Source organism: Rhodoferax sp. U2-2l (assembly GCF_020594515.1).
Lineage (GTDB): Bacteria > Pseudomonadota > Gammaproteobacteria > Burkholderiales > Burkholderiaceae_C > Rhodoferax.
The window spans coordinates 103,688-127,879 of record NZ_JAJCTH010000012.1 but is presented as its reverse complement, the minus strand read 5'-3'; the positions used below and the strand labels follow the sequence as shown (position 1 = coordinate 127,879).

Sequence of the window (24,192 nt, the reverse complement as noted above, 5' to 3'; positions counted from 1 at the left end):
CGCGGTTTGATCAGCAAGAAAGTGAAGTTGTCCATGTCCATCGGGTTTGTCACGCGTCCATTTGGTTCGTCTGGCTCGTTTTCACGCAAGATCACAGCCGTTCTCGGGCTGGTTCTGGCAGTCGCCATGCTGGGCTCGACGATCGGCTTTTGGTCGCTGCAACGGGTGTCGGTGGATACCGACAGCATGGTCAGCGAGGTGGTGGCCACGGAGCGCCTGGTGGCCGATTTGCAGCGCCACATCGGGGTCAATGTGGCGCGTTCCAAAGCGTTTGCCTTGAGTTCCGAGCCTCAGGTCGGCGACGCCCTGAAGCCGGAGATTGACCAGACCGCCCGGGAGGTGGCTGCCTTGTTCACCCGCCTGGACAGCCAGTTGGCCCGGCCCGAAGATCGGACCATTCTGACCCACATGGTGGCCGCCAACGGGGCTTTCACCCGGGCGCTGCACGACCTGAGCGCGGCGCGTGACAGTGGTTTGACCGCCCGGATCGAGCAGGTCTACAACGAACAGTTTTTGCCGGCTGCCAATGCGTTGCAGGCGGCGGTCCGGCAACTTGGTGACGCACAGCGCGCCCATATTGATGCATCGGCGCTCAACATCGGCAGCGTGAGTTTGACCGCGCGCACCGGCTTGGTGGTGTTCAGCGCGTTTGCCTTGGTGCTGGGGGCGGTTTTGTCGCTGTGGCTGGTCCGCAGCATCAATGTGCCAATCCAGCAGGCGGTGCACACCGCTGACCGCGTGGCCTCGCTGGACCTGACCCATCTGATCAACGGCCATGAGCGCGATGAGGCAGGCAGGCTGCTGATCGCCCTGAGCCGGATGCAGGCCTCGTTGCACACCCTGGTGCAGCAGGTTCAGAGCGCCAGCCACAGTGTGGCCGAGGGGTCCACACAAATTGCCGCTGGCAATCTGGACTTATCAGACCGGATCGAGACGGCAGCAGCTTACTTACAGCAAACGGCGGCGTTGATCGAGGACGTGACGGCCACCATGCAGACCTCGCTGGAAGCCGCCAGCCGGGGCGAGTCGCTGGCCAAGTCGGCCAGTCTGCAGGCCACCCAGGGCAGTGCCGTCATGTCCGAGGTGATGCAGACCATGGACGACATCAGCGCCGCGTCGCGCCAAATTGTGGACATCACGGCCGTGATTGATGGCATCGCGTTTCAGACCAATATTCTGGCCCTCAACGCGGCTGTGGAGGCAGCGCGCGCCGGGGAGCAGGGACGTGGTTTTGCCGTGGTGGCGGCCGAGGTGCGCCAGCTGGCCAACCGCTCGGCGGTGGCGGCGCGCGAGATCAAAGCGATCATTGGCGTATCCGCCACCAAGGTCAACGCGGGCGCTTTGAAAGTTCAGCAAGCGCGTGACACCATGGCCCACATCGTGGATTCGGTCGAACGCGTCTCAGCGGCCATTGGTGAAGTCCATCTGGGCAACCTGACACAAAACAAGGTGATCAGCAGCATCAACCAGGCGGTCAGCCAGCTTGACCACCTCACCCAGCAAAACGCCGCGGTGGTGGAAGAGTCAGCGGCGGCAGCGCAAAACCTCCAGCAGCAGGCCGGGGGCCTGAGAGATGTGGCGGGCCAGTTCAGGTTGCCGACCATGGCGCTGGCACTGCGCTGATCGGGCTGGCGCCAGACAGACACAACCAACGTGGAGACCCACCATGAACCCTGACCCAGAACCCGGCGTGCCCACCCGCAGCGCACGCGAACCCCGCTTTGTCAGCCAAGTCACCCGCAACACCTTTGCCATGATTCTGGAAGGGGGCCGCTCGGACAGCCTGCATGAGCTGACCGATTGGCGCTCCAAACCGGCGCTGGCGTTTGGCGGCAAGTTCCGCATCATCGACTTTGTGTTGTCCAACTGCGTGAATTCCGGCGTGCGGCGTGTGGGGGTGGCCACCCAATACCGGGCGCAAAGTCTGATCCGGCATTTGCAACTGGGCTGGAGCTTTCTGGACGGGCGTCTGGGCGAGTTCATCGAGATCATGCCGGCCCAGCAGCAGGTCAACGAGTCGCAGTGGTACCGCGGCAGCGCCGATGCGGTGTACCAAAACCTGCGTGAGATTCGCCGCGCCGCACCGGCCTATGTGCTGGTGCTGGCCGGGGACCACATCTACCGCATGGACTACGGTCGCATTCTGGCCGCGCACGTGGCGCGCCAGGCTGACGTGACGCTGGCCTGCATGGAGGTGCCTGCCAGCGATGCCGAGCGCTTTGCCAGGCTGACGCTGGACGGGACGCAACGCGTCGTGGCGATGGAGTGCCACCGCGACCCCACGGGGCCTGACCAGCCGGCGCCGGTGATGGTCGGCATGGGCATCTACGTCTTCAATGCGGAATTTTTGTATGCCCAGTTGCAGCGCGACGCCGATGACCCGACCTCCGGCCACGACTTCTGCCGCGACGTGCTTCCCCGTTGTGTGGCGCAGCACCGCGTGTATGCCCACCCGTATCTGGACAGCCGCATCGGTGATCTGGACAAACCCGCCTATTGGCGCGATGTGCACAGCCTGGACGCCTATTGGGCGGCCAACATGGATCTGGTGCAGGTCACGCCGCACCTGAACCTGTACGACAACCACTGGCCGATCTGGACCTGGCAGCCACAGAGCCCGCCGGCCAAATTTGTGTTTGACGAACCCGACCGCCAGGGCACGGCACTGGATTCGCTGGTGGCCGGGGGCTGCATCATCAGCGGTGCGCTGGTGCGGCGCAGCATGCTGTTTTCAGACGTGCGGATTCACAGTCACAGTGTGGTGGAGGACAGCATCGTGTTGTCCAACGTGCAGATTGGCAGGCACTGCATCCTCAAAAAATGCATCATTGACAAAAACTGCACGCTGCCAGAGGGCACGCACATCGGCCTGGACCCGGCCGAAGATGCCCGGCGCTTCCACGTTACCGGGGAGGGCATCACGCTGGTCACCCGGGTGATGCTGGGGCAGGAAGTGGCGCTGTATTAACGCGGTATGCACGGTCTGTCGTCCTGGACTGGCCGCGCCTGCCCCGGGCCACGACCCGGGGAAATCCATGCCTTCACAAGCAGGGATGGCGGGGCGGGGCTCGCCATGACAACCCGCTTGGATAGGTCGGCAACGCCTCAAACGGGGGCCAGCAGCATGCCCTGGTTCGCCCTGATCTGAAGACCTTGTTCGCTGGTTTTGGCATCGTGTTTGGCGCGTGCCGCCACCGAGGCCACCTCTTCCGCATTGGTGAACTCGTTGTGGTTGACGATGACGGCGCCGATCGACAGTGTGGTGAGTGGGAAAAATCTTGACACGCCGTGGCGGTCTTCCGCCTGGATGCCACCCGCCTCGCGCGCCGCGTCGTCAAACAAGGCCCGGGCCTGGTGGGCGAACTCGGCAATGATGGCTTCGCACTGGGCTTGCCAGTTGTCGCTTTGGTACAGCAGGATGAAGTCGTCGCCGCCCACGTGGCCGACAAAATCGCGGCGCGGGTCGCAATGCGCCTGGCACAGGCCGGCCAACAGGCGGATCATCTCGTCCCCGCGCCAGTAGCCATATTGGTCATTGAAGGGTTTGAAATGGTTCAAGTCGGCATAACACGCGACAAATTCGACCCCGCTGGCCAGCAGTCGCTCAATGTGCTGGCTGATCGGGATGTTGCCGGGCAAAAACGTCAGCGGGTTGGCGTGGCGGGCGGCTTCAATGCGGGTTTCCGTCACCGAGCGCACCAGTTGCTCGCCGGTGCCCATGCCTTCGTAGCGGCCGTTGTGGGTGACGATGAAGCCGTCCACCAGGTAACGCTGGTCGTCCGAGGTCAAGATGCCCACCAGATCGTCCACACTGTGGTTGCGCTCAATCACGCGGGGCTCCAGGTTGGCGTGTTTCAAACACGGCTTGTGGCCCCAGATCTCCCGGTAATACAACTTGCTGTACTCGTTCATGAACGCTGAACGGTTGATGATGGCCACCGGTCGGGCGTCATCCACCACCGCCACCGAATGCAATTTGGGGTGTTCAAAAAAAAGCTGCGCCAGCTCGTCGTTGGTGGTGGCGCGCGTGATGTGGGGTGCCTTGATCACCGCGAGCCGGCTGATCGACCCGGCGCTGGCGGCGCGCCGCATCTCGGGAAACACCGACACCATGCGGTCACGCAGCGTGACCCGGGCTTTGGGCTCGATCTGGGTGCGCGGCAGATGCGCGGGCCGCCCCAGCAGGTAGCCTTGCCCATAGGGAATGCCCAAGTCACGCAAAACACGCAATTCGTCTTCGGTTTCAATCCCCTCGGCGATCAGCGCCGTGCCAAAGATGGCGGCAATCTGCTGCAGCGCCTGGATGGTTTTGAGCTTGTCACCGTGCTGGCTGATGGCTTTGGTGAAGTATTTGTCGATCTTGACAAACTCGGGCTTGATCTGCGACCACAGGCGCAGGCTGGAGCGCCCGTCACCAAAATCGTCCAGCGCCAGGGCCACACCGGCGGCCCGCACCTCCTGCACGGCCAGGGCCAACCGGTCCATGTCGGCCACGCGTTCGTACTCGGTGATTTCAAGCACCAGCATGCGCGGTGAGATACCGAGCTGGGACGCCAGGGAGATCAGGCCGTCGAGTTCGCAGTGCCGGATGGCGCCCATCAGCGCATCGGCGCTGATGTTCAGGAAAAGTCGCCCGGCCTCGCGCAAGTCGCCCCATTGCTCCATGGCCACCAGCACACACTGGCTCTCGAACTGGAAGTTCAGGTCCTCCAGCTCGGCGGCGTGCAGCAGCCGGTCTGGTGTGTGCAACGCGGTGCCTTCCGGCCCGCGGATCAGGGCTTCGTGGGCGTAAATGCTGCCGTCTTCCAGCGAGGCAATGGGTTGAAACACCGGGTGCAACAGTCGTCGGCGCAACAAGTTGGCCAAGTTGCCCCGGCCTTTTCTGACGGCGCCCGAGCTCAAGGCAGGCCCCAGGTAGCGCGCTGCTGTACAGCCGTCCGCCCGCCACACGAGTCGCCTCGCGGCAAGGGGCAGGGACATCGTTGTTGAAGGCATGTTTGTCACGAGGAAGTTGAGCTAAAGGCCAAGCCCAGTTTAAGTAAGCTGCGTGACAAATGTGTGACGGATTTGGTGGCGGCCATCAGGCTGGCTGGCAGACGGCGGCGTTGTCTGTGTGTTTCTGGCCTAGCGGCGCAGGGGCCCAATGCACCAGTTCCAGGCGCCCGCAGTGGTGTTCCACCAGCGCGGTGCAGCTTTCCACCCAGTCGCCGTCATTGCAATACAGAATGCCGTTGATGTGGCGCATCTCGGCGCGATGGATGTGGCCGCACACCACGCCTTGGTGACCGCGCCGCATGGCCTCCTTGGACACGGCTTCTTCAAAATCGGCCACGTACATCATGGCTTTTTTGACCTTGTGCTTCAGATAGGCCGACAACGACCAGTACGGCAGCCCCAGCCTGGTACGCCAATGGTTCAGATACCGGTTGAGTTTGAGGGTCAACTCATACAAGTTGTCACCCAGGTACGCCAGCCATTTGGCGCACTGGATCACGCCGTCAAACGCATCGCCGTGGGTGACCCACAGGTGTTTGCCGTCGGCGGTCACGTGAACGGCATCGTCGGCCACCTCGATGCCGCCAAACTGGTGGCCCAAAAAGCCGCGCGCAAACTCGTCGTGGTTGCCCGGTATGTAAATGATGCGGCAGCCCTTGCGGGCACGGCGCAGCAGCTTTTGCACCACATCGTTGTGCAAGGTAGGCCAGTACCAGCGGCGGCGCAATTGCCAGCCATCCACGATATCGCCCACCAGGTACAGGTAGTCGCTGGCGTTGGCCTTCATGAAATCGAGCAAAGCTTGCGCCTGGCAGCCCGGGGTGCCCAAGTGGAGGTCTGAGATGAAGATGGCGCGGTAGCTGGTGCGCCGGGTGTGGGGCAGGTCGTCCGCGGCATCGGGCACGATGTCGTCCGTCTGGGGCGGTATCGGCCTGACGGGGGTGCGCCACTGGGCGCCGCCTGACGCTGTGTCAGCCTGGAATAAGCTGGCGTTAGGCCGATGTTGCATGTCACGCTCCGCAGTGGGGATGCGGTATCGTGACGCGGCGGCGTGTCAGTGGTGTGGCAGTGATTTGTCAGTGGCGTGACAGCTCACGCCGTTTTGGCTTATTGTGTCGGACGTCGGGGTTCAGGCCGCCGGGTTGACGGTGTCTGGCGGAGCCTTCAACTCTTGCACGAGGTTGCTGGAGTCGAGCAGTCGCAACTTGCTGGCGTAATGCCGGTCCAGACGCCATTCGTCCAGAATTTCCAGGGCCAATGCAAAACGCTTGTCATCCAGGGAGTAAAGCTGGGCCACCGAGATCGTGGTGGCGCTCTCAAGGGCCACCACCAGGGCGGCAATGGTTTGTGAAGCCGCGTCGTTGGGATTGGCTTCAATGAGTTTGCGGGCTTTTTTGATGGCAAGCATGTCAGGTATTTCTCGGGGGGTGTTGCGAAAGCGGGGCGCCGTGGCGTGACCCGCGATGATGCACCCAAACAAGGCGCTTCAACGAATGGGGGAGCGTAGCGCAGCGGGCCCGATATTTTGATGACGTTGGTGTGACAAGTCCATGAAACACCAACACCGAAGATTCAGACGTTGTCACAAGCCTGACATATTCATGTCTTAAATTCCGTCTTGTCCAAGCGCTTGTCCCTGGTTTTAAGTTTTAACTTCGAGAGGTTTTTCATGAAGACAAATGTATTCAAGTCCATCCTGGCCACAACGGCCCTGGCGTTCATCGGTGCTGGTGCAGTCAACGCCCAGGAAATCACGGGCGCTGGTGCGACTTTCCCGGCACCGTTGTACGCCAAGTGGGCGGCTGATTACAACAAGGCGACCGGTGTGCGGGTGAACTACCAGTCGGTGGGTTCAGGTGCGGGCATCAAACAGATCGACTCCAAGACGGTGGACTTTGGCGCCTCCGACATGCCACAAACCGACGACGTGCTGGCCAAGAAGGGCCAATTCCAGTTTCCCACCGTGATTGGTGGCACCGTGCCGGTGATCAACATCAAGGGTATCGCCCCGGGTCAGATGAAGTTGGACGGCCAGGTGTTGGGTGACATTTACCTGGGCAAGATCACCAAATGGAATGACGCCGCCATCAAGGCGCTCAATCCGACGCTGGCCCTGCCGGATGCCGACATTGCCCCGGTGCGCCGCGCTGACGGCTCAGGCACCACCTTCAACTTCACCAACTACCTGAGCCGCGTTCACCCCGAGTGGAAAACCAAGGTGGGTGAGGGTACCGCTGTCAACTGGCCGGTGGGTGCGGGCGGCAAAGGCAACGAAGGTGTGGCGGCATTTGTGAACCGTCTGCCCAATTCGATTGGCTACGTGGAATATTCCTACGTCAAGCAAAACAAGATGACCTACACCTTGATGAAGAACAAAGACGGCGTTTTTGTCGAGCCCAGTGAAGAGGCCTTCAAGGCCGCCGCCGCGGGTGCTGACTGGAGCAAGTCGTTCTACCAGCTGATCACCGACCAGCCCGGCAAAGGCACCTGGCCCATTTCCACCGCCACCTTCATCTTGATGTACAACGTCCAGGACAAACCCGCCAACGCCACGGAAGCGTTCAAGTTCTTCAGCTGGGTTTTCAAGAACGGCGACAAGGCGGCCTCCGACCTCGACTACGTTCCCCTGCCTGACTCGGTGGTTGCCACCATCGAAAAGAACTGGGCCAACGTGAAAGACGCGTCGGGCAAAGCTGTCGCTTTGAAATAAGCGCTGATTTCAGGTACCGGTCTTGGCAGCAGGAGAATTCAACGTGTCAGCTACACTTTCCGCGCGAGAGAGTCCCATCCACTCACCAACCACGAATGCGCGCGTGATGACAAATCCACCTCCTGTCAAAACAGCCCGTTCCGGCCCCCTGGCTGACCGCATCTTTGGCTGGCTGGCCAAAGGTGCGGCCTGGTTAACGCTGGGCTTGCTGTTTGCCATTTTGTTGTCGCTCACCGTCAGTGCCTGGCCTGCCATCAGCAAGTATGGTCTGGGTTTTCTGGCCTCGACCACCTGGGACCCGGTCACTGAGGAATTTGGTGGTCTGGTGATGATTTATGGCACGCTGATGACCTCGTTCATCGCGCTGCTGATCGCGGTGCCGGTGAGTTTTGGCATCGCCCTGTTTCTGACGGAACTCTCGCCAGCCTGGCTGAAGCGACCTTTGGGCACCGCCATCGAGTTGCTGGCGGCCATTCCGTCGATTGTTTACGGCATGTGGGGCTTGCTGGTGTTTGGCCCGATTCTGTCCACCTACGTGCAGCAACCTTTGCAGAAAATGTTCAAGGGCGTGCCGTATCTGGAAGCCCTGTTTTCCGGCCCACCGGTGGGCATTGGCATCTTGTCGGCCGGCATCATTTTGGCGATCATGATCATTCCGTTCATTGCGGCGGTCATGCGCGACGTGTTTGAGGTGACGCCGACCTTGCTCAAGGAATCTGCCTACGGTCTGGGCGCGACTACCTGGGAAGTGGTGTCGAAGGTCGTGCTGCCCTACACCAAAGCCGGTGTCATCGGCGGCATCATGTTGGGTCTGGGCCGGGCCATTGGCGAGACCATGGCGGTGACCTTTGTGATCGGCAACTTCAACCAGCTCGATTCACTCAGTTTGTTTCAGGCCGCCAACAGCATCACCTCTGCCTTGGCCAACGAGTTTGCCGAGGCCGGTGAAGGCTTGCATCAGGCCTCATTGATGTATCTGGGCCTGGTGCTGTTTTTCATTACTTTTGTGGTGCTGTCCTTGTCCAAGCTGCTGCTGTCACAGCTCAAGAAAAATGAAGGAGCCAAGTCATGAGCACCAGCGAAACGTTGCTGCAAGCCAAGGCGCTGGCTGAGACACGTGCACACCGGTACGCCGGGCGCAAGCGGGTCAACAACGTCGCCTTGGTCCTGTCGCTGTTGGCGATGGCGTTTGGCCTGTTCTGGTTGTTCTGGATTTTGTGGGAAACCGTGCGCCTGGGTACCGCCGGGCTGACCCTGGCCACGCTGACCCAGATGACCCCACCACCCAATGATGAGGGTGGGTTGCTGAACGCCATTTACGGCTCTTTTGTCATGGTGATGCTGGCCACCTTTGTCGGCACACCGATTGGCATCATGGCAGGCATTTACCTGGCTGAGTTCGATAGCAAGGGCTGGTTGGCCAACGTGACACGTTTTGTCAATGACATTTTGCTGTCGGCGCCGTCCATTGTGATTGGCCTGTTTGTGTATGCGGTGGTGGTGACCCGGTTCAAGTCGTTTTCGGGTTATGCCGGCATTTTGGCGCTGGCCCTGATCGTGATACCGGTGGTGATCCGCACCACCGAAAACATGTTGCAACTGGTGCCGCCAGGGCTGCGTGAGGCCGCCTACGCGCTGGGCGCACCCAAGTGGAAGGTGATTCTGAGCATCACCATGCGCTCGGCACGGGCCGGGGTCGTCACCGGTGTCTTGCTGGCCGTGGCGCGGATTGCCGGTGAAACCGCCCCCTTGCTGTTCACCGCCCTGAGCAACCAGTTCTGGACCTCGTCCTTGAGCCAGCCGATGGCCAGCTTGCCGGTGACGATCTTCAAATTCGCCATGAGCCCCTATGAAAACTGGCAGCATCTGGCCTGGGCAGGCGTCTTCTTGATCACGCTGGCGGTGCTGGGCCTCAACATTCTGGCGCGTGTGCTGACCAGAAGCAAACTCTGAACACAAGTTCAATCTGACGAACAAAGGCATCGAATGACTATGACCACCGTGACTGCGAAACAAGAGCGGACCAAGATTGCTGTCAAGAATCTGGATTTTTATTACGGCAAGTTCCATGCGCTCAAAGGGATCAATCTGGAGATTCCCGAGAACAAAGTGACCGCTTTTATCGGCCCCTCAGGCTGTGGCAAATCGACGCTGTTGCGCATTTTCAACCGCATGTTTGAGTTGTACCCGGAGCAAAAAGCCCATGGCGAAGTGGTGCTGGACGGCGAGAACCTGCTGACCAGCAAGCAGGACGTGGCGCTGTTGCGGGCCAAGGTCGGCATGGTGTTCCAGAAGCCCACACCGTTTCCGATGTCGATCTTTGACAACATTGCCTTTGGTGTGAAGCTGTTCGAGTCCCTCAGCACCACCGACATGGAAGAGCGGGTCGAGTGGGCGCTGCGCAAGGCGGCCTTGTGGAATGAAGTCAAGGACAAGCTCAAACAAAACGGCGCCAGCCTGTCGGGCGGGCAGCAGCAGCGCCTGTGTATTGCGCGCGGTGTGGCCATCAAGCCCGAAGTGATCTTGCTCGACGAGCCCTGTTCCGCGCTGGATCCGATTTCCACGGCCAAGATCGAAGAACTGATCATCGAGTTGAAGCAGGACTACACCGTGGTCATCGTCACCCACAACATGCAGCAGGCCGCGCGTTGCAGCGATTACACGGCCTACATGTACCTGGGTGACCTGGTGGAGTTTGGTGCCACCGAGCAAATCTTCTTCAAGCCCAATCGCCAGGAAACGGAAGACTACATCACTGGCCGGTTTGGTTAGTCTTTTTTGAGGTAACCCCATGACTGAAAAACACTTATCGTCCCAATTCGACAGCGAACTCGGTGCGGTTTCTTCGCGTGTGATGGAGCTGGGCGGTTTGGTGGAGTCGCAAATCCGCCAGGCCATTTACGCCCTGTCACAGTTCAGTGTCGAGGTGGCCCAGCAGGTGATCGCGGCCGAGGCCAAGGTCAATGCCATGGAAGTGGAAATTGACCGCGAACTCTCCAGCATCATCGCCCGGCGCCAGCCGACCGCGCGCGATCTGCGGTTGCTGATTGCCATCTCCAAGGCCACCGCCAATCTGGAACGGGTCGGCGATGAAGCCGAAAAAATCGCCCGCATGGTGCTGTCCATCATCAGCAGCGGGGCACCGCGGTCCCTGCCGTCCTTGGAGCTGCGGGTCGCCTCCGACCTGGCCTCGGGTCAGTTGCGGAAATCGCTGGACGCGTTCGCGCGCTTGGACACCACCGCGGCCCTGGCCATCCTGAAAGAAGATGACCTGATTGACCAGGAGTTCGATGGTTTTGTGCGCAAACTCATCACCTACATGATGGAAGACCCGCGCATGATCTCGCCCAGCCTGGACCTGCTGTTCCTGGCCAAGGCGATTGAGCGCATTGGCGACCATGCCAAGAACATCGCCGAGCTGATCATCTACATCGTCAAGGGGGCCGACGTTCGCCACGCCGCCATGGACGAGATTGAGCTGGTGGTGAGATGAGACGTGTGCCTGCCGTGCTCATCGTCGAGGATGAGCCCGCGATTGCGGAGCTGATTTCGGTGAATTTGCGTCACAGCGGTTTTCGGCCGGTGTGGGCCATGGACGGTGCCACCGCCCAGGTCGAGCTCGACGCCATGGTGCCTGATGTGATCCTGCTGGACTGGATGCTGCCGGGTGACTCCGGCTTGACCCTGGCCAAACGCTGGCGCAACCATCCGCGGACCAAAGAGGTTCCCATCATCATGCTGACCGCGCGAGGCGACGAGCCTGACCGCGTGGCGGGTCTGGATGCCGGTGCCGATGACTACATCACCAAGCCGTTTTCAACCAAGGAAATGCTGGCCCGCATTCGCGCGGTGCTGCGTCGCCGTGCCCCCGAACAAGAGGCCACGGTGGTGACCATGGGTCGGCTCAGCCTGGATGCCGCCACCTACCGGGTGAGCTTTGACGACCAGCCGGTGAAGCTGGGCCCGACCGAGTTCAAGCTGCTGCATTACCTGATGACCCACGCCGAGCGTGTGCACAGCCGCTCGCAGCTGCTGGACCAGGTCTGGGGTGACCACGTGTTCATTGAAGAGCGCACTGTGGATGTGCATGTGAAACGTCTGCGCGAAGCGCTGGGTGAACACGCTGCTGCCATGATCGAAACGGTGCGTGGTGCGGGCTACCGCATCACCACGCAAGGTATGGCCGCGCCCGTCGTGTCAGCAGCGGCCTAGCACCCGGTACACGATCGCCGTTGATGCTGTTGCGAATCCTCGTGTTTTTCGGTGTCCAGCTGCTGGGGGCTGCGCTGGGTTTCTGGTTTGGTGTGGCTGGGCATGACCCTTATCTGGTAGCGGCCGTCGGCGCGCTGTTGGGCAGTGTGCTCTGGTTGGCGCTGGATGCGATGCGCGCCAGCCGGGTGCTGGGCTGGTTGACGCCGGACCGGCCAGCGGAGCTGCCCTTGAAGTCGGGCGTCTGGGGCGAAATCCTGGAGCGGGCCCAGCGTTTGTTGCGCGACAAGGACCGGACCATTCAGGACGGCAACACCCGTCTGCACGATTTTTTATCGGCGATGCAAGCCTCCCCCAACGGGGTGCTTTTGCTGGATGACAAAAACCGGATTGAGTGGTGTAACCAAATGGCCGCAGCGCACTTTGGCCTGGATCCCAGGCGCGACCTGCAGCAGATCATCCTCAACCTGGTGCGCGACCCCGGCTTTACCGCCTACCTCAGCATCCGGAGCTTTGATCGGGAACTGTTGATGGCGGGACGCGACAGCACGCCCACGCGCCCGCTGCGCCTGTCGGTCCAGCTTTATCCCTACGGCGGAGGCCGGATGTTGCTGTTGTCGCGGGACGTGACGGCGGTCGAACAGGCCGAGGCCATGCGGCGCGATTTCGTGGCCAATGTGTCGCACGAAATTCGTACACCGCTGACGGTGCTGGCGGGGTTTGTCGAAACGCTGCAAACCCTGGATCTTGACGCCGACGAGCGCGAGAGTTACCTGACCCTGATGGCGCAGCAGGCGCAGCGCATGCAAAGCCTGGTGAACGACTTGTTGATGTTGTCCAAACTGGAGGGCAGCCCGACGCCGGGTGTGGATGCCTGGAGTTCGGTGCCGACCCTGATGCAGCAGTTGGCACAGGACGCCCGTGCCCTGACGCAGGTCATCAACACGGACGGGGCGTCGTTGCATCAGTTGACGTTTGACTGCCAGTTCCACGGCGAAATCGCCGGTGTGGTCACAGAGCTGCACAGTGCCATGGGGAACCTGGTGAGCAATGCCATCCGTTACACCCCCCCTGGGGGCCACATTGGTGTCAGTTTTGTCCGCTTGCCAGATGGGCAGGCCGTGTTTGAAGTTGTGGACACCGGGCCGGGCATTGCGCCCGAGCACATTCCCCGGCTCACCGAGCGTTTCTACCGGATCGATCGCAGCCGCTCGCGTGAAACGGGCGGGACCGGGCTGGGCTTGGCGATTGTCAAACATGTGGCGCAGCGCCATGGCGCCACGTTGGTGATCGAGAGCCAACCAGGGCAAGGCGCGAGTTTTCGCATCACCTTCCCGGCGGTGCGGCTGCGTGAAGCCTCTTAGCGCGCTTGACGCTCAAAAATAAAGACTTTTTCGTTGCGGTCGGCCGGGTGCCGGATGGTGGCGCGCAACAGCCAGGGCTTGCCGGGTACAAAGCCTGCGGTGGTGCGTGGGTCTTCGCCGTCAGCAATCAGCCACGGGCAGTTGGCGCCGGATTCTGAGGGTTTCAACGGTAAATCGCTGTGCAGCGTGAACGCAGCCGTCTGGCTGCGGCTCAAGCCCAAGGTGGACACACAACTCGGATGGGCTGGCAAAACGATCGCGGCTTGCTGCACCAGCGGGCGGTAACTGCGTGCAAAGTCGAGCAGCGGCAACCACAAGGTCATCAGCAGCAGCCAGCACAGGGCCGCACCGCCCGCCGGCAGCACCACACTTTTCCAGAGCGCGGCGCGGTGTCGACCGGCACGCCACGTCACCAGCCAGGCCCAGGTCAGGCTGGCGGCCAACGCGATGACAAACGGCACAAAAGAAAAGCTGTGAACAAAACCCGGGGCCAGTCGCGCCACGTTGGCCGCCGGCTGTGCAGGAAAACCGGTTTGCATGGAAATCCACACCACCCAGATGATCAAGGCGCAACCGCTGAAAAAGATCAGCGTGAACCAGTCAATCAGCGAAGCCACACTGCGGCCCAGCGTTGGCAAGGCAAAGGCTGCCAGTGTGGCCAGCATGGGCAGGGCCAGCAGCAAGGAGCGCTGCGAAGAACTGGTGGTGAGGGTGGCCACACCCGCCACCAGCACAAACCACAGCGGCAACCACAGGTGACGACTGCTCAGGCGTGCCCCTAACAGTTGGCGCCGCCAGCGCCACAGCGTCCAGATGGCCAGTGGCCAGGCCGGCCAAAGGAACCATAAAAACAGGCGCCCCAGGCTTTGCCATTCGGCCCAGTTGGCCTGCGGCAGATGAATGCGCCATTGCCATAAACCCAGCAGCGAGGCCAACAAGGCACCCAGCAGCGTGATCCCCAGCACCCCCGCAGCCCGCAGTTTCTGGCGCGGCCGTTCTTCAGATGCCGAGCCTGGTTCCAGCAGATAAATCGCCGCCGATCCCAGGCCCAGTGCCAATGCCATGCTGGGTGCGCCAGAGAGCGTCAGCCCCAGCAAACCGGCCACGGCAGCCAGACCGGGTGTGAGAGTCCGGTAGGGCAGGGAGGCGGTGGCGTAAAAAAGCAGCGAGACAAAACACAGCTGGGCCAGCGCCGGGGTGGTTTCATGGGCCAGCTGTGCGAGCCCCAGACAGGCAATGAAAGCCAGCAAGCCGCCATCGGCGACGGCACGGGCGTAGTCGGTGGGTTGCGCTTCACCGCCAAAGGCAAACGCCACCGGTTGCGCCAGCGGGCTGCGTGCCAGGTAATACACGCCGTACCAGGTGGCAATCAGCGTGATGATCAGCATGCCCATGAAGGGGAGCCGCGCCGCCCAGTCGGCGCTCAGCCAGTCAGGGGCCAGCTGTATGGCCCAGGCACCCAGCCAATAGGGCAACAAGGCATCCACTTCCGGGCCACGGCCACCCAAGGTGGGTTGCCACCAGTCGGAGTTGCCCCGGGCCAACTCCAGCATGTAACCCAGGGTGGTGATGTCCTCGCGCTTCCAGGGGCCACGTCCCAGAAAACCGGGCAACACATAGGCCAGGCAAAACAGCCATAACGCCAGCCGCGGCAAACGCCGAACAGCGTCCTGCGCAACGATGGCTGGGGTGGGTTGATTCACAACAACAGGGGAAGAAGGGTTTCGGGGGTGAATGTGCAAAGAAAAAGGCAGCTCGGAATGACCCGGCTGCCTTTGGCAGAGCGCAAATGTGTGCTTACTTGGCAGCAGTTTTGCCGAAGCGGTTGCGGAAGCGCTCAACACGGCCACCCATGTTGTCCACGGATTTTTGTGTGCCGGTGTAGAAGGGGTGCGACTCGCTGGTGGTGTCCAGCTTGTACAACGGCAGCTCGCGGCCGTCTTCCATGGTGATCATCTCTTTGGCGCTGGCGCAAGAGCGAGTGACGAATTTGAAACCATTGGACATGTCCTGGAAGCAAACTTCGCGGTAATTGGGGTGAATGCCTTTTTTCATGAGTTCTCCATCAGTTGCGTTAGCCGCGTCAGCCCTTGCACAAACCCGATGTGCAATTCAAAGCCGCTCGTACTTATCGCGAAAAGCCTTGGATTATAAACCAGCCAAATGATCAACCACCCCGACGCATCATGTCGAAGAACTCGCTGTTGTTCTTGGTGGCCTTCATTTGCTTCAAGACCATTTCCATCGACTCGACCTCGTCCATGTTGTACAGGAACTGGCGCAGGATGCGGGTTTTTTGCAGAATTTCGGGTTGCAACAGCAGTTCTTCGCGGCGGGTGCCGCTGCGGTTGAGCTGGATGGAGGGGAACACGCGTTTTTCGTACAAACGGCGGTCCAGGTGGATTTCCGAGTTGCCGGTGCCCTTGAACTCTTCAAAAATCACTTCGTCCATGCGGCTGCCGGTATCCACCAGCGCGGTCGCAATGATGGTCAGCGAGCCGCCTTCTTCCACATTGCGCGCCGCACCCAGGAAGCGCTTGGGCCGCTGCAGGGCGTTGGAATCGACACCACCGGTCAGCACCTTGCCGGAGGATGGCACCACGTTGTTGTAGGCACGGGCCAGGCGGGTGATGGAGTCCAGCAGAATCACCACGTCTTTTTTCAACTCGACCAGACGCTTGGCGCGTTCGATCACCATCTCCGCCACATGCACGTGGCGCGCAGCGGGCTCGTCAAAGGTGGAGGCAATCACCTCACCTTTGACGGTGCGCTGCATTTCGGTCACTTCTTCAGGCCGCTCGTCGATCAGCAGCACCATCAGGTAGCTGTCGGGATAGTTGGTGGAGATAGCGTGGGCAATGTGCTGCATCATCACCGTTTTACCGCTCTTGGGCTGCGCCACGATCAGGGCACGCTGGCCTTTGCCAATGGGCGCAATGATGTCGATCACGCGCCCGGTGATGTTTTCGTCGCTCTTGATATCGCGCTCAAGCCGCATCTGTTCCTTGGGGAACAGTGGCGTCAGGTTCTCGAACATCACCTTGTGTTTGTTTTCTTCGGGGCCACCGCCGTTGACCTTTTCCAGCTTGTTCAGGGCAAAGTAACGCTCGCCATCTTTGGGCGTGCGCACTTCACCTTCAATCATGTCACCCGTGTGCAGGTTGAAGCGGCGCACCTGGCTTGGGCTGATGTAGATGTCGTCGGTGCTGGCGGTGTAGCTGGTGTCGGGACTGCGCAAAAAGCCAAAGCCGTCGGGCAAAATTTCAAGCACACCGTCGGCAAAAATCTGTTCCCCGGCGCGGGCGCGTTTCTTGATGATGGCAAACATCAGCTCCTGTTTGCGCATGCGCCCGGTGTTTTCAATCTCAAGATCTTCAGCTTGCTTGAGGACTTCTGACACGTGCAGTGCCTTGAGTTCGTTTAAATGCATGGAATGACGCTGTGAAAGGGGGAGGTGCTAAACGGGGGAGGGTTGGCGGCTGGACTTGGTGTGTTCAAGTCGCATGAGCCTCTGCCGGAGACCTTGTCATGCCCTTGATGGGGGCTGGCAAGCGGGTGAATTATGACAGGAAAAAACCCGGGTTGACGCACCGGGGAGGCGTAGGCTGATGAGGCCCGGCTGTCAAAATCAAGCCAAGTGTTGGTCGATGAAGGCGGTGAGTTGTGACTTGCTCATGGCACCCACCTTGGTAGCGGCCAATTGGCCGTTCTTGAACATCATCAGGGTGGGAATGCCACGGATGCCAAACTTGGCAGGAATGTCGCGGTTCTCGTCGACATTCATTTTGGCGATCTGCACTTTGCCTTCATAAGCCACCGATACTTCGTCCAGAATCGGCGCAATCATTTTGCAGGGACCACACCATTCTGCCCAGTAGTCCACCAGCACCGGGATGCTCGATTGAAGGACATCGCCTTCAAAAGACGCATCGGACACATGTTTGATCAGTTCACTGGCCATGTTTTTTCCTGTTGAATATGTAGAGTAAAGAATGCCGAAATTGTGACAGAAATCATCTGAGAAAGTAATTTGACCCATGAAGCATGTGATGGTGGTAGGTGCCGGACCCAGTGGTTTGATGGCAGCCAGTGTGCTGGCGCAAGCCGGTGTGAGCGTCAGTGTGTTGGATGCCATGCCCAGCGTGGGACGCAAGTTTTTGCTGGCCGGCAAGGGTGGGCTGAACCTGACCCACTCCGAGCCAGCGGACCGGTTTGCCTCACGTTACGGGCCGCGGCGCGCCGAGTTGGAGGCCATCTTCAAGACCTTGGATGCCGACGGCGTGCGCGCCTGGGCGACCGCGTTGGGCATTGAGACCTATGTGGGCAGCTCGGGGCGCGTTTTTCCGGTGGACATGAAGGCCGCACCGCTGTTGCGCGCCTGGCTGCATCAGTTGCGTCACCCGGCCATCGGTTCACCGGTGCAATTTTTCATGCGCCACCGCTGGACCGGATGGAACGCGGATGGCAACGGCGCGACCAGCCTGCGCTTTGAAACCCCTGACGGCCCCAAAGTTGTGCAGGCTGATGCCGTGGTGCTGGCCTTGGGGGGTGGCAGTTGGGCCCGGCTGGGTTCTGACGGTGCCTGGGTGCCCTGGCTGCGCGACCAGGGCGTGACCGTGGCGCCTCTGCTGCCGGCCAACTGTGGTTTTGACGTCTCGGGTGGCTGGAGTGAATACTTTGCCAGCCACTTTGCCGGGCAACCGTTCAAGTCGGTGGCGATCACATTGCCATCGGCCAACGGTGTGCGCTTTCAACGGCGCGGCGAGTTTGTTGCCACGGCCACCGGCGTGGAAGGCAGCCTGATCTACGCCGCCTCACACCTGCTGCGTGATGATCTCCTGGCCCGGGGCGAGGCGAGTTTTGCGTTGGATCTGCTACCCGACCGGTCGGTCGACTGGGTGCTGGCCCAAGTGTTGCACCCGCGCGGCACACGTTCACTGTCCAATCACCTCAAAAGCCGACTGCACATTGATGGAATCAAAGCGGCGATTTTGTATGAACTGCTGACCAAAGCGCAACTGCACGACCCGGCCCAACTGGCTGGCGCCATCAAGGCCTTGCCGATCAGGCTGCAGGCCACGCGCCCGCTGGACGAAGCCATCAGCACGGCCGGTGGTGTGACGTTTGAGGCCATGAGCCCGCAACTGATGCTGGAGGCCTTACCCGGTGTCTTCTGCGCCGGTGAGATGCTGGATTGGGAAGCGCCCACAGGGGGCTACCTGCTCACCGCCTGCCTGGCCAGCGGCGCGCACGCGGGGCGGGGCGTGTTGCAGTATCTGCAAGAAAAATAGCGCCCCAGTCCCGCGTCGATCAGGGGCAGCGGCGATATCCAGAGGCGCGATGGGCTGGCCGTGGGTTCACTGCGCGGCCCAGCCGCCATCCATGTTCCAGGCCACACCGCGCACGTTGTTGCCTGCGGGGGAGCAGAAAAACACGGCGAGCGCGCCCAGTTCTTCAGGGGTGGTGAACTGTTTGGAAGGTTCTTTTTCGCCCAGCAGCAAACCCGTGGCCTCGTCATTGGAGACCCCCAGCGCCGCCGCCTTGGCATCCACCTGCTTTTGCACCAGCGGGGTCAGCACCCAGCCGGGACAGATGGCGTTGCAGGTGACACCGGTGGTGGCGTTTTCCAGCGCGGTGACCTTGGTTAGCCCCACGATGCCGTGTTTGGCCGCCACATAAGCCGACTTTTCTGCCGAGGCGACCAGGCCGTGGACCGAGGCCAGGTTGATGATGCGGCCCCAGCCTGCGGCTTGCATGGCGGGCAGCGCCAGCCGGGTGGCGTGGAAGGCGCTGCTTAAATTGATGGCAATGATCGCGTCCCAGCGCTCGGGCGCAAAGTTTTCAATGCGCGCTACGTGCTGGATGCCGGCGTTGTTGACCAGGATATCGACCCGGCCGAACTTCTCGGTTGCAAAGGCCATCATCTCGCCAATCTCGGCGGGCTTGCTCATGTCCGCGCCGTGGTAAGCCACCTGCACACCCAGCGCGGCCACTTCCGCCGTGGGGCCGTCCACATCGCCAAAACCGTTGAGCACGATGTTGGCGCCTTGCGCTGCCAGCGCCTTGGCAATGCCCAGGCCGATGCCGCTGGTGGAGCCGGTGACGAGCGCTGTTTTACCTTTGAGCATGGGGGTCTTCTCCGCAAAAAAATAGATGGGTTGGGGGCGCCAAAGTAGGGCGGTGATCCGGTTTGAATTAGGATGCAGTCATTATCCAGTGATGCTCCACCATGTCCGATCCGACGCTTGAATTCATCCATTGCCCCGATGCCCAGGGCGGTCACCGTATGGCCTATTGGCGCTGGGGCAACCTGGCTAGCAGCCACGTGGTGCTGTGTGTGCACGGCCTGACCCGCCAAGGGCGCGACTTTGACACGCTGGCGCAGGCGTTGTGCGACAAGGCAGGTGACGCCCTTCAGGTGATCTGCCCGGACGTGGCGGGTCGTGGCCAGAGCGAGTGGCTGAAAGACCCGCAGGGTTACCAGATTCCGTTTTACGCGGCCGACATGCTGGCGCTGCTGGCACAGTTGCAGCCCAGCACGCTGGACTGGGTGGGCACCAGCATGGGCGGCTTGATGGGCATCGCCGTGGCGGGCCAGCCCGAGCTGCCGCCGTTTGCCCAGGTGCGCCGTCTGGTGCTCAATGACGTGGGCCCGGCAATTGAATGGCAGGCGTTGCAGCGCATCGGCCAATATCTGGGCAAAGTGCCGATGTTTGACACCGAACAAGAGGCTGCCGATGCGTTATGGGCCATTGCCAGCAGCTTCGGCCCGCACACGCCTGAACAATGGCTGACGCTGACGCGCCCGCAGATCAAGCCTGCCGACGATGGCTCGGGGCGCCTCACGCTGCGTTATGACCCGGCCCTGGCCGAGCCCTTCAAGGCGGTCACCGCCGAGTCTGCCGCGCAGGGCGAGGCCATGTTGTGGCAGGCCTACGACCAGATCACGGCGCAAACGCTGCTGCTGCGCGGGGCGGATTCTGACTTGCTCGCCACCGCCACCGCCCACGCCATGACCCAGCGCGGCCCCAAAGCCCGCCTGATCGAATTTGCCGGTGTGGGCCACGCGCCCACCTTGGTGGCGCACGACCAGGTGGACGCGGTGGTGTCTTTTCTGTTGGGTTGAGCCCGATGGGGCTACACACGCAATCGATACAAGAACAAGACCAGACGTTTTCATGAAAAGTTCAGTCTCCGAGGCGGCGCCTGTCAAGGCGGTCAAACCCGTGCTGCCCGTGGTGGCGGCCATTGCAGAAACCCTGCCCGACCATCCCCAGGCGCTGGTGCGCGCCCGTGCTTTTGCCGAACCCCTGCTGTCTTGCGAAACGCTGGACACCGGCGAAAACACGCTGGCCCATGCGGACGCCGTGGCTGTGATTTTGAAAGACATTGGTGGCTCGGAGGCGATGCAGGCGGCGAGTTACCTGGTCTACACCTGTGACCACCTGAACAAGCCGCAGGAGGTGATTGCCAAGGCGTTTGGCGACAACTTTGCCGCGCTGGCCATCGAGACCACCAAGCTGGTGCGGGTGCAGCGTCAGGCGCGCCAGGCCAAGGCCGCCAAGGCGGCCAAAGCCACGGCGGCTACCGACACCCCGGCGGCGCAGCAAGCGGCCGCCGTGCAGACCGAAAACGTGCGCAAGATGCTGCTGGCTTTCTCGCGTGACCTGCGCGTGGTGATGCTGCGCCTGGCCTCGCGGCTGCAAACGCTGCGTTTTTTTGCTGCCAGCAAGCTCCCCGTGCCCGATGGCGTGGCGGCTGAATCGCTGCAGGTGTTCGCGCCGCTGGCCAACCGGCTGGGCATTTGGGAGATCAAGTGGGAGCTGGAAGACCTGGCGTTCCGCTTTCTGGAGCCCGACACCTACAAACAGGTGGCCCGGCTGCTGGACGAAAAGCGGGTTGAGCGCGAAGCCCATGTGGAGCGTTTGCGCAGCCAGCTGGAGCATGACCTGAACGTCAATGGCATCCATGCCTCGGTGTCGGGGCGGCCCAAACACATCTACAGCATTGTCAAAAAGATGCGTGGCAAGTCGCTCGGGTTCGACAAGGTGTATGACGTGCGCGCGCTGCGCATCGTGGTGGCCAGCGTGCCGGAGTGTTACGGCGCCCTGAGCTGGGTGCACGACCATTTCAAACCGATCACCGAAGAGTTTGACGATTACATCGCCAAACCCAAGGTCAATGGTTACCAGTCCTTGCACACCGTGGTGCGTGATGCAGATGGGCTGCCGACCGAGATCCAGATCCGCACCCAGGCCATGCACGACCACGCCGAAAACGGTGTGGCGGCGCACTGGGCTTACAAAGAAGCCGGTGCCAAAGGTTACGCGGGGGTGTCGGCCACCGGCGCCTATGACGCCAAGATCGCCGTGCTGCGCCAGCTGCTGGCGTGGGAGCGCGATTTGTCGGGCGTGCAGCCGGAAACCCTGCTGGACGACCGTATTTATGTGCTGACGCCAGACGCCGCCATCGTCGAGCTGCCGCAAGGCGCCACACCGGTCGATTTTGCGTACACCGTACACACCGACCTGGGCCACCGCTGCCGCGGTGCGCGGGTGGACGGCGCCATGGTGCCGCTGAACACACCGCTCAAGAACGGCCAGACCGTGGAGGTGTCTGCCGCCAAAGAGGGTGGCCCGTCACGCGACTGGCTCAATGCCGACCTGGGTTACCTGGCCAGCCACCGCGCCCGCACCAAGGTGCGCGCCTGGTTCAACGCGCTGGCCCTCAGTGAAACCATCGCCAAAGGCCGCGAGGCGGTTGAGAAACTGCTGCAGCGTGAAGGCAAAACCGCGCTCAAGCTCGACGACCTGGCGGTGCAACTGGGGTTCGAGAACGCCAACGCCCTGTTTGAAGATGTGGGCAAGGACGAGTTTTCGCTGCGCACCATTGAGCAACTGCTGCGCCCGCCGGAGGCACCGCAGTTTGATGCCAATTTGCCGCTTCTGCGCAAACCCCGCTCGGGCGACAACCCGACCAAAGGCGGGCTGCTGGTGGTGGGTGTGGATTCACTCATGACCCAGATGGCCAAGTGCTGCAAACCCGCCCCGCCGGATGCGATCTGTGGTTTTGTCACCCGTGGCAAAGGCGTCAGCGTGCACCGCAAGGACTGCAGCAATTTGAAAGAAATGGTGGCCAGAAATGGTGAACGCCTGATCGATGTGGAGTGGGGTGTGGCGCAGGCGGTGAGTGGTTCGGTGTACCCGGTGGATGTGGCTGTGCAGGCGCACGACCGCCAGGGCCTGCTGCGCGATATTTCCGAGGTGTTCACCAAGGAGAAGATGAACGTCATCGGGGTGCAGACCCAGTCCATCAAGGGCACGGCGTGGATGACGTTTACCGTGGAGGTGTCGGATTCGGGCCGCCTGCACAAGGTTCTGGGCCTGGTGGCCGAGCTGCCGGGAGTGAGTTCGGCCCGCAGAAAATAAACAACATGACCCATACTTTTCTCTGGCACGACTACGAAACCTTTGGTGCCAACACCCGCAGCGCCCGTCCGGCGCAGTTTGCCGCCATTCGCACCGATGCTGACTTGAACCCGCTGGGTGAGCCGGTGATGCTGTATTGCCAGCCTGCCAACGACTTTTTGCCCGAGCCCGAGGCCTGCCTGATCACCGGCATCACGCCGCAGGAATGCCTGGCCAAAGGCCTCCCGGAACACCAGTTTGCCGCGCAGATCGAGCAATTGCTGAGCTTTCCCGGCACGGTCGGCGTGGGTTACAACACCATCCGCTTCGACGATGAAATCACCCGCTTCATGTTCTGGCGCAACCTGATTGACCCGTACGCCCGTGAATGGCAAAACGACTGCGGCCGCTGGGACCTGCTTGACGTGGTGCGCACCGCCTATGCGCTGCGGCCTGATGGCATCACCTGGCCGACTAAACCGGACGGCAAACCCAGCTTCAAACTCACCGACCTGACCGCCGCCAACGGCTTGGCGCACGAATCCGCCCATGACGCGCTGAGCGACGTGCACGCCACGATCGCGCTGGCGCGGCTGATCAAAACCGCGCAGCCACGCCTGTTTGACTTCTGTTTTGGCTTGCACAAAAAGGACCGGGTGCTCTCGGAATTGGGCTTGCCCGCCACCCTGAAAAACGCGCGGCCGTTTTGGCACATCTCGGGCATGTTCGCGCCTGAGCGCGGCTGCCTGGCGCTGATGTGGCCGCTGGCCATGCACCCGGGTAACAAAAACGAACTGCTGGCCTGGGATCTGGCGCAAGACCCGAGCGAATTGGCCAGTTTGAACGCCGCACAGATCCAACAACGCCTGTTCACTCGCAGCGCTGATTTGCCCGAGGGAATGCGCCGCCTGCCCATCAAATCCGTGCATGTCAACAAGTCACCGATGGTGATGAGCAACCTCAAAGTGCTCAGCGAGCCGATGGCGCAGCGCTGGGGCATCGACGTGGCCGCGCAGCTGGACAACGCCGCCAAGGCGCGCGACCTGCCGGACATGAGCGCCATCTGGGCCGATGTCTTCAAGCGCGGCCACACCGGCCCGGTGGATGTGGACGAAGACCTGTATGGCGGTTTCATCTGCAACGCCGACCGCCGCCGCCTGAACGACCTGCGTGCCAGTCCGCCTGAACAGCTCGCCAAAGCCCGTCCGGCCTTTGACGACACCCGCCTGACGGAGTTGTTATGGCGCTACCGCGCCCGCAACTTTCCTGAAAGTTTGACCGCCGACGAAGCCGCCGCCTGGGAGGCTCACCGCGCGGCGCGCCTGCTGGAAGGTGAGGGCGGCGCCCTCACCCTGACCGCCCTGTTTGACCAGCTCGATACGCTGGCAGAAACGGCTGACGAGCGCGGTGAAGCGATTTTGGGGGCGCTTTACGATTACGCGGAAATGATTGCGCCGCAGGCAGATTGAGCAGCGCCGAGGACATCCATCACCCAAAAAAAGGAGCC

Annotated in this window: 21 protein-coding genes; 13 read left to right on the top strand and 8 right to left on the bottom strand. The window is 61.5% G+C overall.

Annotation, left to right across the window (positions count from 1 at the left end):
- The first annotated feature begins 33 nt into the window (after positions 1–33).
- Together LHU53_RS12320 and glgC are read left to right on the top strand one after the other, a co-directional pair.
- Positions 34–1,623 (top strand): methyl-accepting chemotaxis protein, encoded by a 1,590-nt coding sequence (locus LHU53_RS12320; protein ID WP_227332952.1) that lies wholly within the window; start codon positions 34–36, stop codon positions 1,621–1,623.
- A gap of 43 nt (positions 1,624–1,666) precedes the next feature.
- Positions 1,667–2,968: a glucose-1-phosphate adenylyltransferase gene (glgC, locus tag LHU53_RS12315; protein ID WP_227332951.1), complete on the top strand. Its 1,302-nt coding sequence runs from the start codon at positions 1,667–1,669 to the stop codon at positions 2,966–2,968.
- 137 nt (positions 2,969–3,105) lie between these two features.
- Here glgC and LHU53_RS12310 read toward each other — a convergent pair whose 3' ends face one another.
- The 3 genes from LHU53_RS12310 to LHU53_RS12300 form a co-directional block, all read right to left on the bottom strand.
- Positions 3,106–4,980 (bottom strand): phosphodiesterase, encoded by a 1,875-nt coding sequence (locus LHU53_RS12310; RefSeq protein WP_227332950.1) that lies wholly within the window; start codon positions 4,978–4,980, stop codon positions 3,106–3,108.
- 100 nt (positions 4,981–5,080) lie between these two features.
- The gene (locus LHU53_RS12305) at positions 5,081–6,004 is read right to left on the bottom strand and encodes a UDP-2,3-diacylglucosamine diphosphatase (RefSeq protein ID WP_227332949.1); all 924 of its coding nucleotides are present in this window, start codon (positions 6,002–6,004) and stop codon (positions 5,081–5,083) included.
- A gap of 120 nt (positions 6,005–6,124) precedes the next feature.
- Complete coding sequence (locus LHU53_RS12300; protein WP_227332948.1) at positions 6,125–6,403, bottom strand: hypothetical protein; 279 nt, start codon at positions 6,401–6,403, stop codon at positions 6,125–6,127.
- Positions 6,404–6,664: 261 nt separating this feature from the next.
- On the opposite strand from LHU53_RS12300, the gene pstS reads away from it, so the two are divergent.
- The 7 genes from pstS to phoR all read left to right on the top strand — a co-directional run bounded on the left by pstS (position 6,665) and on the right by phoR (position 13,278).
- Complete coding sequence (pstS, locus tag LHU53_RS12295) at positions 6,665–7,705, top strand: phosphate ABC transporter substrate-binding protein PstS (RefSeq protein WP_227332947.1); 1,041 nt, start codon at positions 6,665–6,667, stop codon at positions 7,703–7,705.
- 106 nt (positions 7,706–7,811) lie between these two features.
- Positions 7,812–8,777: a phosphate ABC transporter permease subunit PstC gene (pstC, locus tag LHU53_RS12290; protein WP_227332946.1), complete on the top strand. Its 966-nt coding sequence runs from the start codon at positions 7,812–7,814 to the stop codon at positions 8,775–8,777.
- The gene (gene pstA / locus LHU53_RS12285; RefSeq protein WP_227332945.1) at positions 8,774–9,658 is read left to right on the top strand and encodes a phosphate ABC transporter permease PstA; all 885 of its coding nucleotides are present in this window, start codon (positions 8,774–8,776) and stop codon (positions 9,656–9,658) included. Before pstC ends, pstA begins: the two co-directional genes overlap by 4 nt.
- Before the next feature lie 39 nt (positions 9,659–9,697).
- Positions 9,698–10,477 carry a phosphate ABC transporter ATP-binding protein PstB gene (pstB, locus tag LHU53_RS12280; protein ID WP_227332944.1) on the top strand — a complete coding sequence of 260 codons (780 nt, stop codon included), beginning with the start codon at positions 9,698–9,700 and terminating at the stop codon, positions 10,475–10,477.
- A gap of 19 nt (positions 10,478–10,496) precedes the next feature.
- Positions 10,497–11,198 (top strand): phosphate signaling complex protein PhoU, encoded by a 702-nt coding sequence (gene phoU / locus LHU53_RS12275; protein ID WP_227332943.1) that lies wholly within the window; start codon positions 10,497–10,499, stop codon positions 11,196–11,198.
- Complete coding sequence (gene phoB, locus LHU53_RS12270) at positions 11,195–11,917, top strand: phosphate regulon transcriptional regulator PhoB (RefSeq protein ID WP_227332942.1); 723 nt, start codon at positions 11,195–11,197, stop codon at positions 11,915–11,917. Before phoU ends, phoB begins: the two co-directional genes overlap by 4 nt.
- 23 nt (positions 11,918–11,940) lie before the next feature.
- Complete coding sequence (gene phoR / locus LHU53_RS12265) at positions 11,941–13,278, top strand: phosphate regulon sensor histidine kinase PhoR (protein WP_227332941.1); 1,338 nt, start codon at positions 11,941–11,943, stop codon at positions 13,276–13,278.
- Here the strand turns inward: phoR and LHU53_RS12260 are convergent.
- From LHU53_RS12260 to trxA, 4 genes are all read right to left on the bottom strand, one after another.
- Entirely contained in the window at positions 13,275–14,981 is a 1,707-nt protein-coding gene (locus LHU53_RS12260) for a hypothetical protein (RefSeq protein WP_227332940.1), read from the bottom strand. The two genes, phoR and LHU53_RS12260, sit on opposite strands and share 4 nt — an antisense overlap.
- A gap of 94 nt (positions 14,982–15,075) precedes the next feature.
- Positions 15,076–15,333: a type B 50S ribosomal protein L31 gene (locus LHU53_RS12255; RefSeq protein ID WP_180127425.1), complete on the bottom strand. Its 258-nt coding sequence runs from the start codon at positions 15,331–15,333 to the stop codon at positions 15,076–15,078.
- Between the two features lie 112 nt (positions 15,334–15,445).
- The gene (gene rho / locus LHU53_RS12250; RefSeq protein WP_227332939.1) at positions 15,446–16,708 is read right to left on the bottom strand and encodes a transcription termination factor Rho; all 1,263 of its coding nucleotides are present in this window, start codon (positions 16,706–16,708) and stop codon (positions 15,446–15,448) included.
- Positions 16,709–16,906: 198 nt separating this feature from the next.
- Complete coding sequence (trxA, locus tag LHU53_RS12245) at positions 16,907–17,239, bottom strand: thioredoxin TrxA (RefSeq protein WP_227332938.1); 333 nt, start codon at positions 17,237–17,239, stop codon at positions 16,907–16,909.
- Positions 17,240–17,315: 76 nt separating this feature from the next.
- Here trxA and LHU53_RS12240 point away from each other — a divergent pair, with 76 nt between their 5' ends.
- Positions 17,316–18,569 (top strand): TIGR03862 family flavoprotein, encoded by a 1,254-nt coding sequence (locus LHU53_RS12240; protein WP_227332937.1) that lies wholly within the window; start codon positions 17,316–17,318, stop codon positions 18,567–18,569.
- Positions 18,570–18,635: 66 nt separating this feature from the next.
- Here LHU53_RS12240 and LHU53_RS12235 read toward each other — a convergent pair whose 3' ends face one another.
- On the bottom strand, positions 18,636–19,406 hold the full coding sequence (locus tag LHU53_RS12235) for a 3-hydroxybutyrate dehydrogenase (RefSeq protein ID WP_227332936.1): 771 nt from the start codon (positions 19,404–19,406) through the stop codon (positions 18,636–18,638).
- A 101-nt stretch (positions 19,407–19,507) separates the two neighbouring features.
- Between LHU53_RS12235 and LHU53_RS12230 the strand changes: the two genes are divergently transcribed.
- Genes LHU53_RS12230 through sbcB form a run of 3 tightly spaced genes read left to right on the top strand, consistent with a single transcriptional unit; the run spans position 19,508 to position 24,154 of the window.
- Positions 19,508–20,404: an alpha/beta fold hydrolase gene (locus LHU53_RS12230; protein WP_227332935.1), complete on the top strand. Its 897-nt coding sequence runs from the start codon at positions 19,508–19,510 to the stop codon at positions 20,402–20,404.
- A gap of 52 nt (positions 20,405–20,456) precedes the next feature.
- Positions 20,457–22,706: a bifunctional (p)ppGpp synthetase/guanosine-3',5'-bis(diphosphate) 3'-pyrophosphohydrolase gene (locus LHU53_RS12225; RefSeq protein WP_227332934.1), complete on the top strand. Its 2,250-nt coding sequence runs from the start codon at positions 20,457–20,459 to the stop codon at positions 22,704–22,706.
- Between the two features lie 5 nt (positions 22,707–22,711).
- A complete protein-coding gene (gene sbcB, locus LHU53_RS12220; protein WP_227332933.1) occupies positions 22,712–24,154 on the top strand; it encodes an exodeoxyribonuclease I in 1,443 nt (480 codons plus the stop codon).
- The last annotated feature ends 38 nt before the right edge of the window (positions 24,155–24,192 follow it).

What these genes read in the sequence shown, in the direction of transcription:
- pstB (WP_227332944.1), top strand. Translation starts at nt 9,698, where the DNA reads ATGACCACCGTGACTGCGAAACAAGAGCGGACCAAGATTGCTGTCAAG.
- LHU53_RS12225 (WP_227332934.1), top strand. Translation starts at nt 20,457, where the DNA reads ATGAAAAGTTCAGTCTCCGAGGCGGCGCCTGTCAAGGCGGTCAAACCC.
- LHU53_RS12255 (WP_180127425.1), bottom strand. Translation starts at nt 15,333, where the DNA reads ATGAAAAAAGGCATTCACCCCAATTACCGCGAAGTTTGCTTCCAGGAC.
- sbcB (WP_227332933.1), top strand. Translation starts at nt 22,712, where the DNA reads ATGACCCATACTTTTCTCTGGCACGACTACGAAACCTTTGGTGCCAAC.
- phoR (WP_227332941.1), top strand. Translation starts at nt 11,941, where the DNA reads ATGCTGTTGCGAATCCTCGTGTTTTTCGGTGTCCAGCTGCTGGGGGCT.
- LHU53_RS12300 (WP_227332948.1), bottom strand. Translation starts at nt 6,403, where the DNA reads ATGCTTGCCATCAAAAAAGCCCGCAAACTCATTGAAGCCAATCCCAAC.
- LHU53_RS12240 (WP_227332937.1), top strand. Translation starts at nt 17,316, where the DNA reads ATGAAGCATGTGATGGTGGTAGGTGCCGGACCCAGTGGTTTGATGGCA.
- LHU53_RS12310 (WP_227332950.1), bottom strand. Translation starts at nt 4,980, where the DNA reads ATGTCCCTGCCCCTTGCCGCGAGGCGACTCGTGTGGCGGGCGGACGGC.
- rho (WP_227332939.1), bottom strand. Translation starts at nt 16,708, where the DNA reads ATGCATTTAAACGAACTCAAGGCACTGCACGTGTCAGAAGTCCTCAAG.
- LHU53_RS12230 (WP_227332935.1), top strand. Translation starts at nt 19,508, where the DNA reads ATGTCCGATCCGACGCTTGAATTCATCCATTGCCCCGATGCCCAGGGC.
- pstS (WP_227332947.1), top strand. Translation starts at nt 6,665, where the DNA reads ATGAAGACAAATGTATTCAAGTCCATCCTGGCCACAACGGCCCTGGCG.
- pstA (WP_227332945.1), top strand. Translation starts at nt 8,774, where the DNA reads ATGAGCACCAGCGAAACGTTGCTGCAAGCCAAGGCGCTGGCTGAGACA.
- pstC (WP_227332946.1), top strand. Translation starts at nt 7,812, where the DNA reads ATGACAAATCCACCTCCTGTCAAAACAGCCCGTTCCGGCCCCCTGGCT.
- trxA (WP_227332938.1), bottom strand. Translation starts at nt 17,239, where the DNA reads ATGGCCAGTGAACTGATCAAACATGTGTCCGATGCGTCTTTTGAAGGC.
- LHU53_RS12235 (WP_227332936.1), bottom strand. Translation starts at nt 19,406, where the DNA reads ATGCTCAAAGGTAAAACAGCGCTCGTCACCGGCTCCACCAGCGGCATC.
- phoB (WP_227332942.1), top strand. Translation starts at nt 11,195, where the DNA reads ATGAGACGTGTGCCTGCCGTGCTCATCGTCGAGGATGAGCCCGCGATT.
- LHU53_RS12305 (WP_227332949.1), bottom strand. Translation starts at nt 6,004, where the DNA reads ATGCAACATCGGCCTAACGCCAGCTTATTCCAGGCTGACACAGCGTCA.
- glgC (WP_227332951.1), top strand. Translation starts at nt 1,667, where the DNA reads ATGAACCCTGACCCAGAACCCGGCGTGCCCACCCGCAGCGCACGCGAA.
- LHU53_RS12320 (WP_227332952.1), top strand. Translation starts at nt 34, where the DNA reads ATGTCCATCGGGTTTGTCACGCGTCCATTTGGTTCGTCTGGCTCGTTT.
- phoU (WP_227332943.1), top strand. Translation starts at nt 10,497, where the DNA reads ATGACTGAAAAACACTTATCGTCCCAATTCGACAGCGAACTCGGTGCG.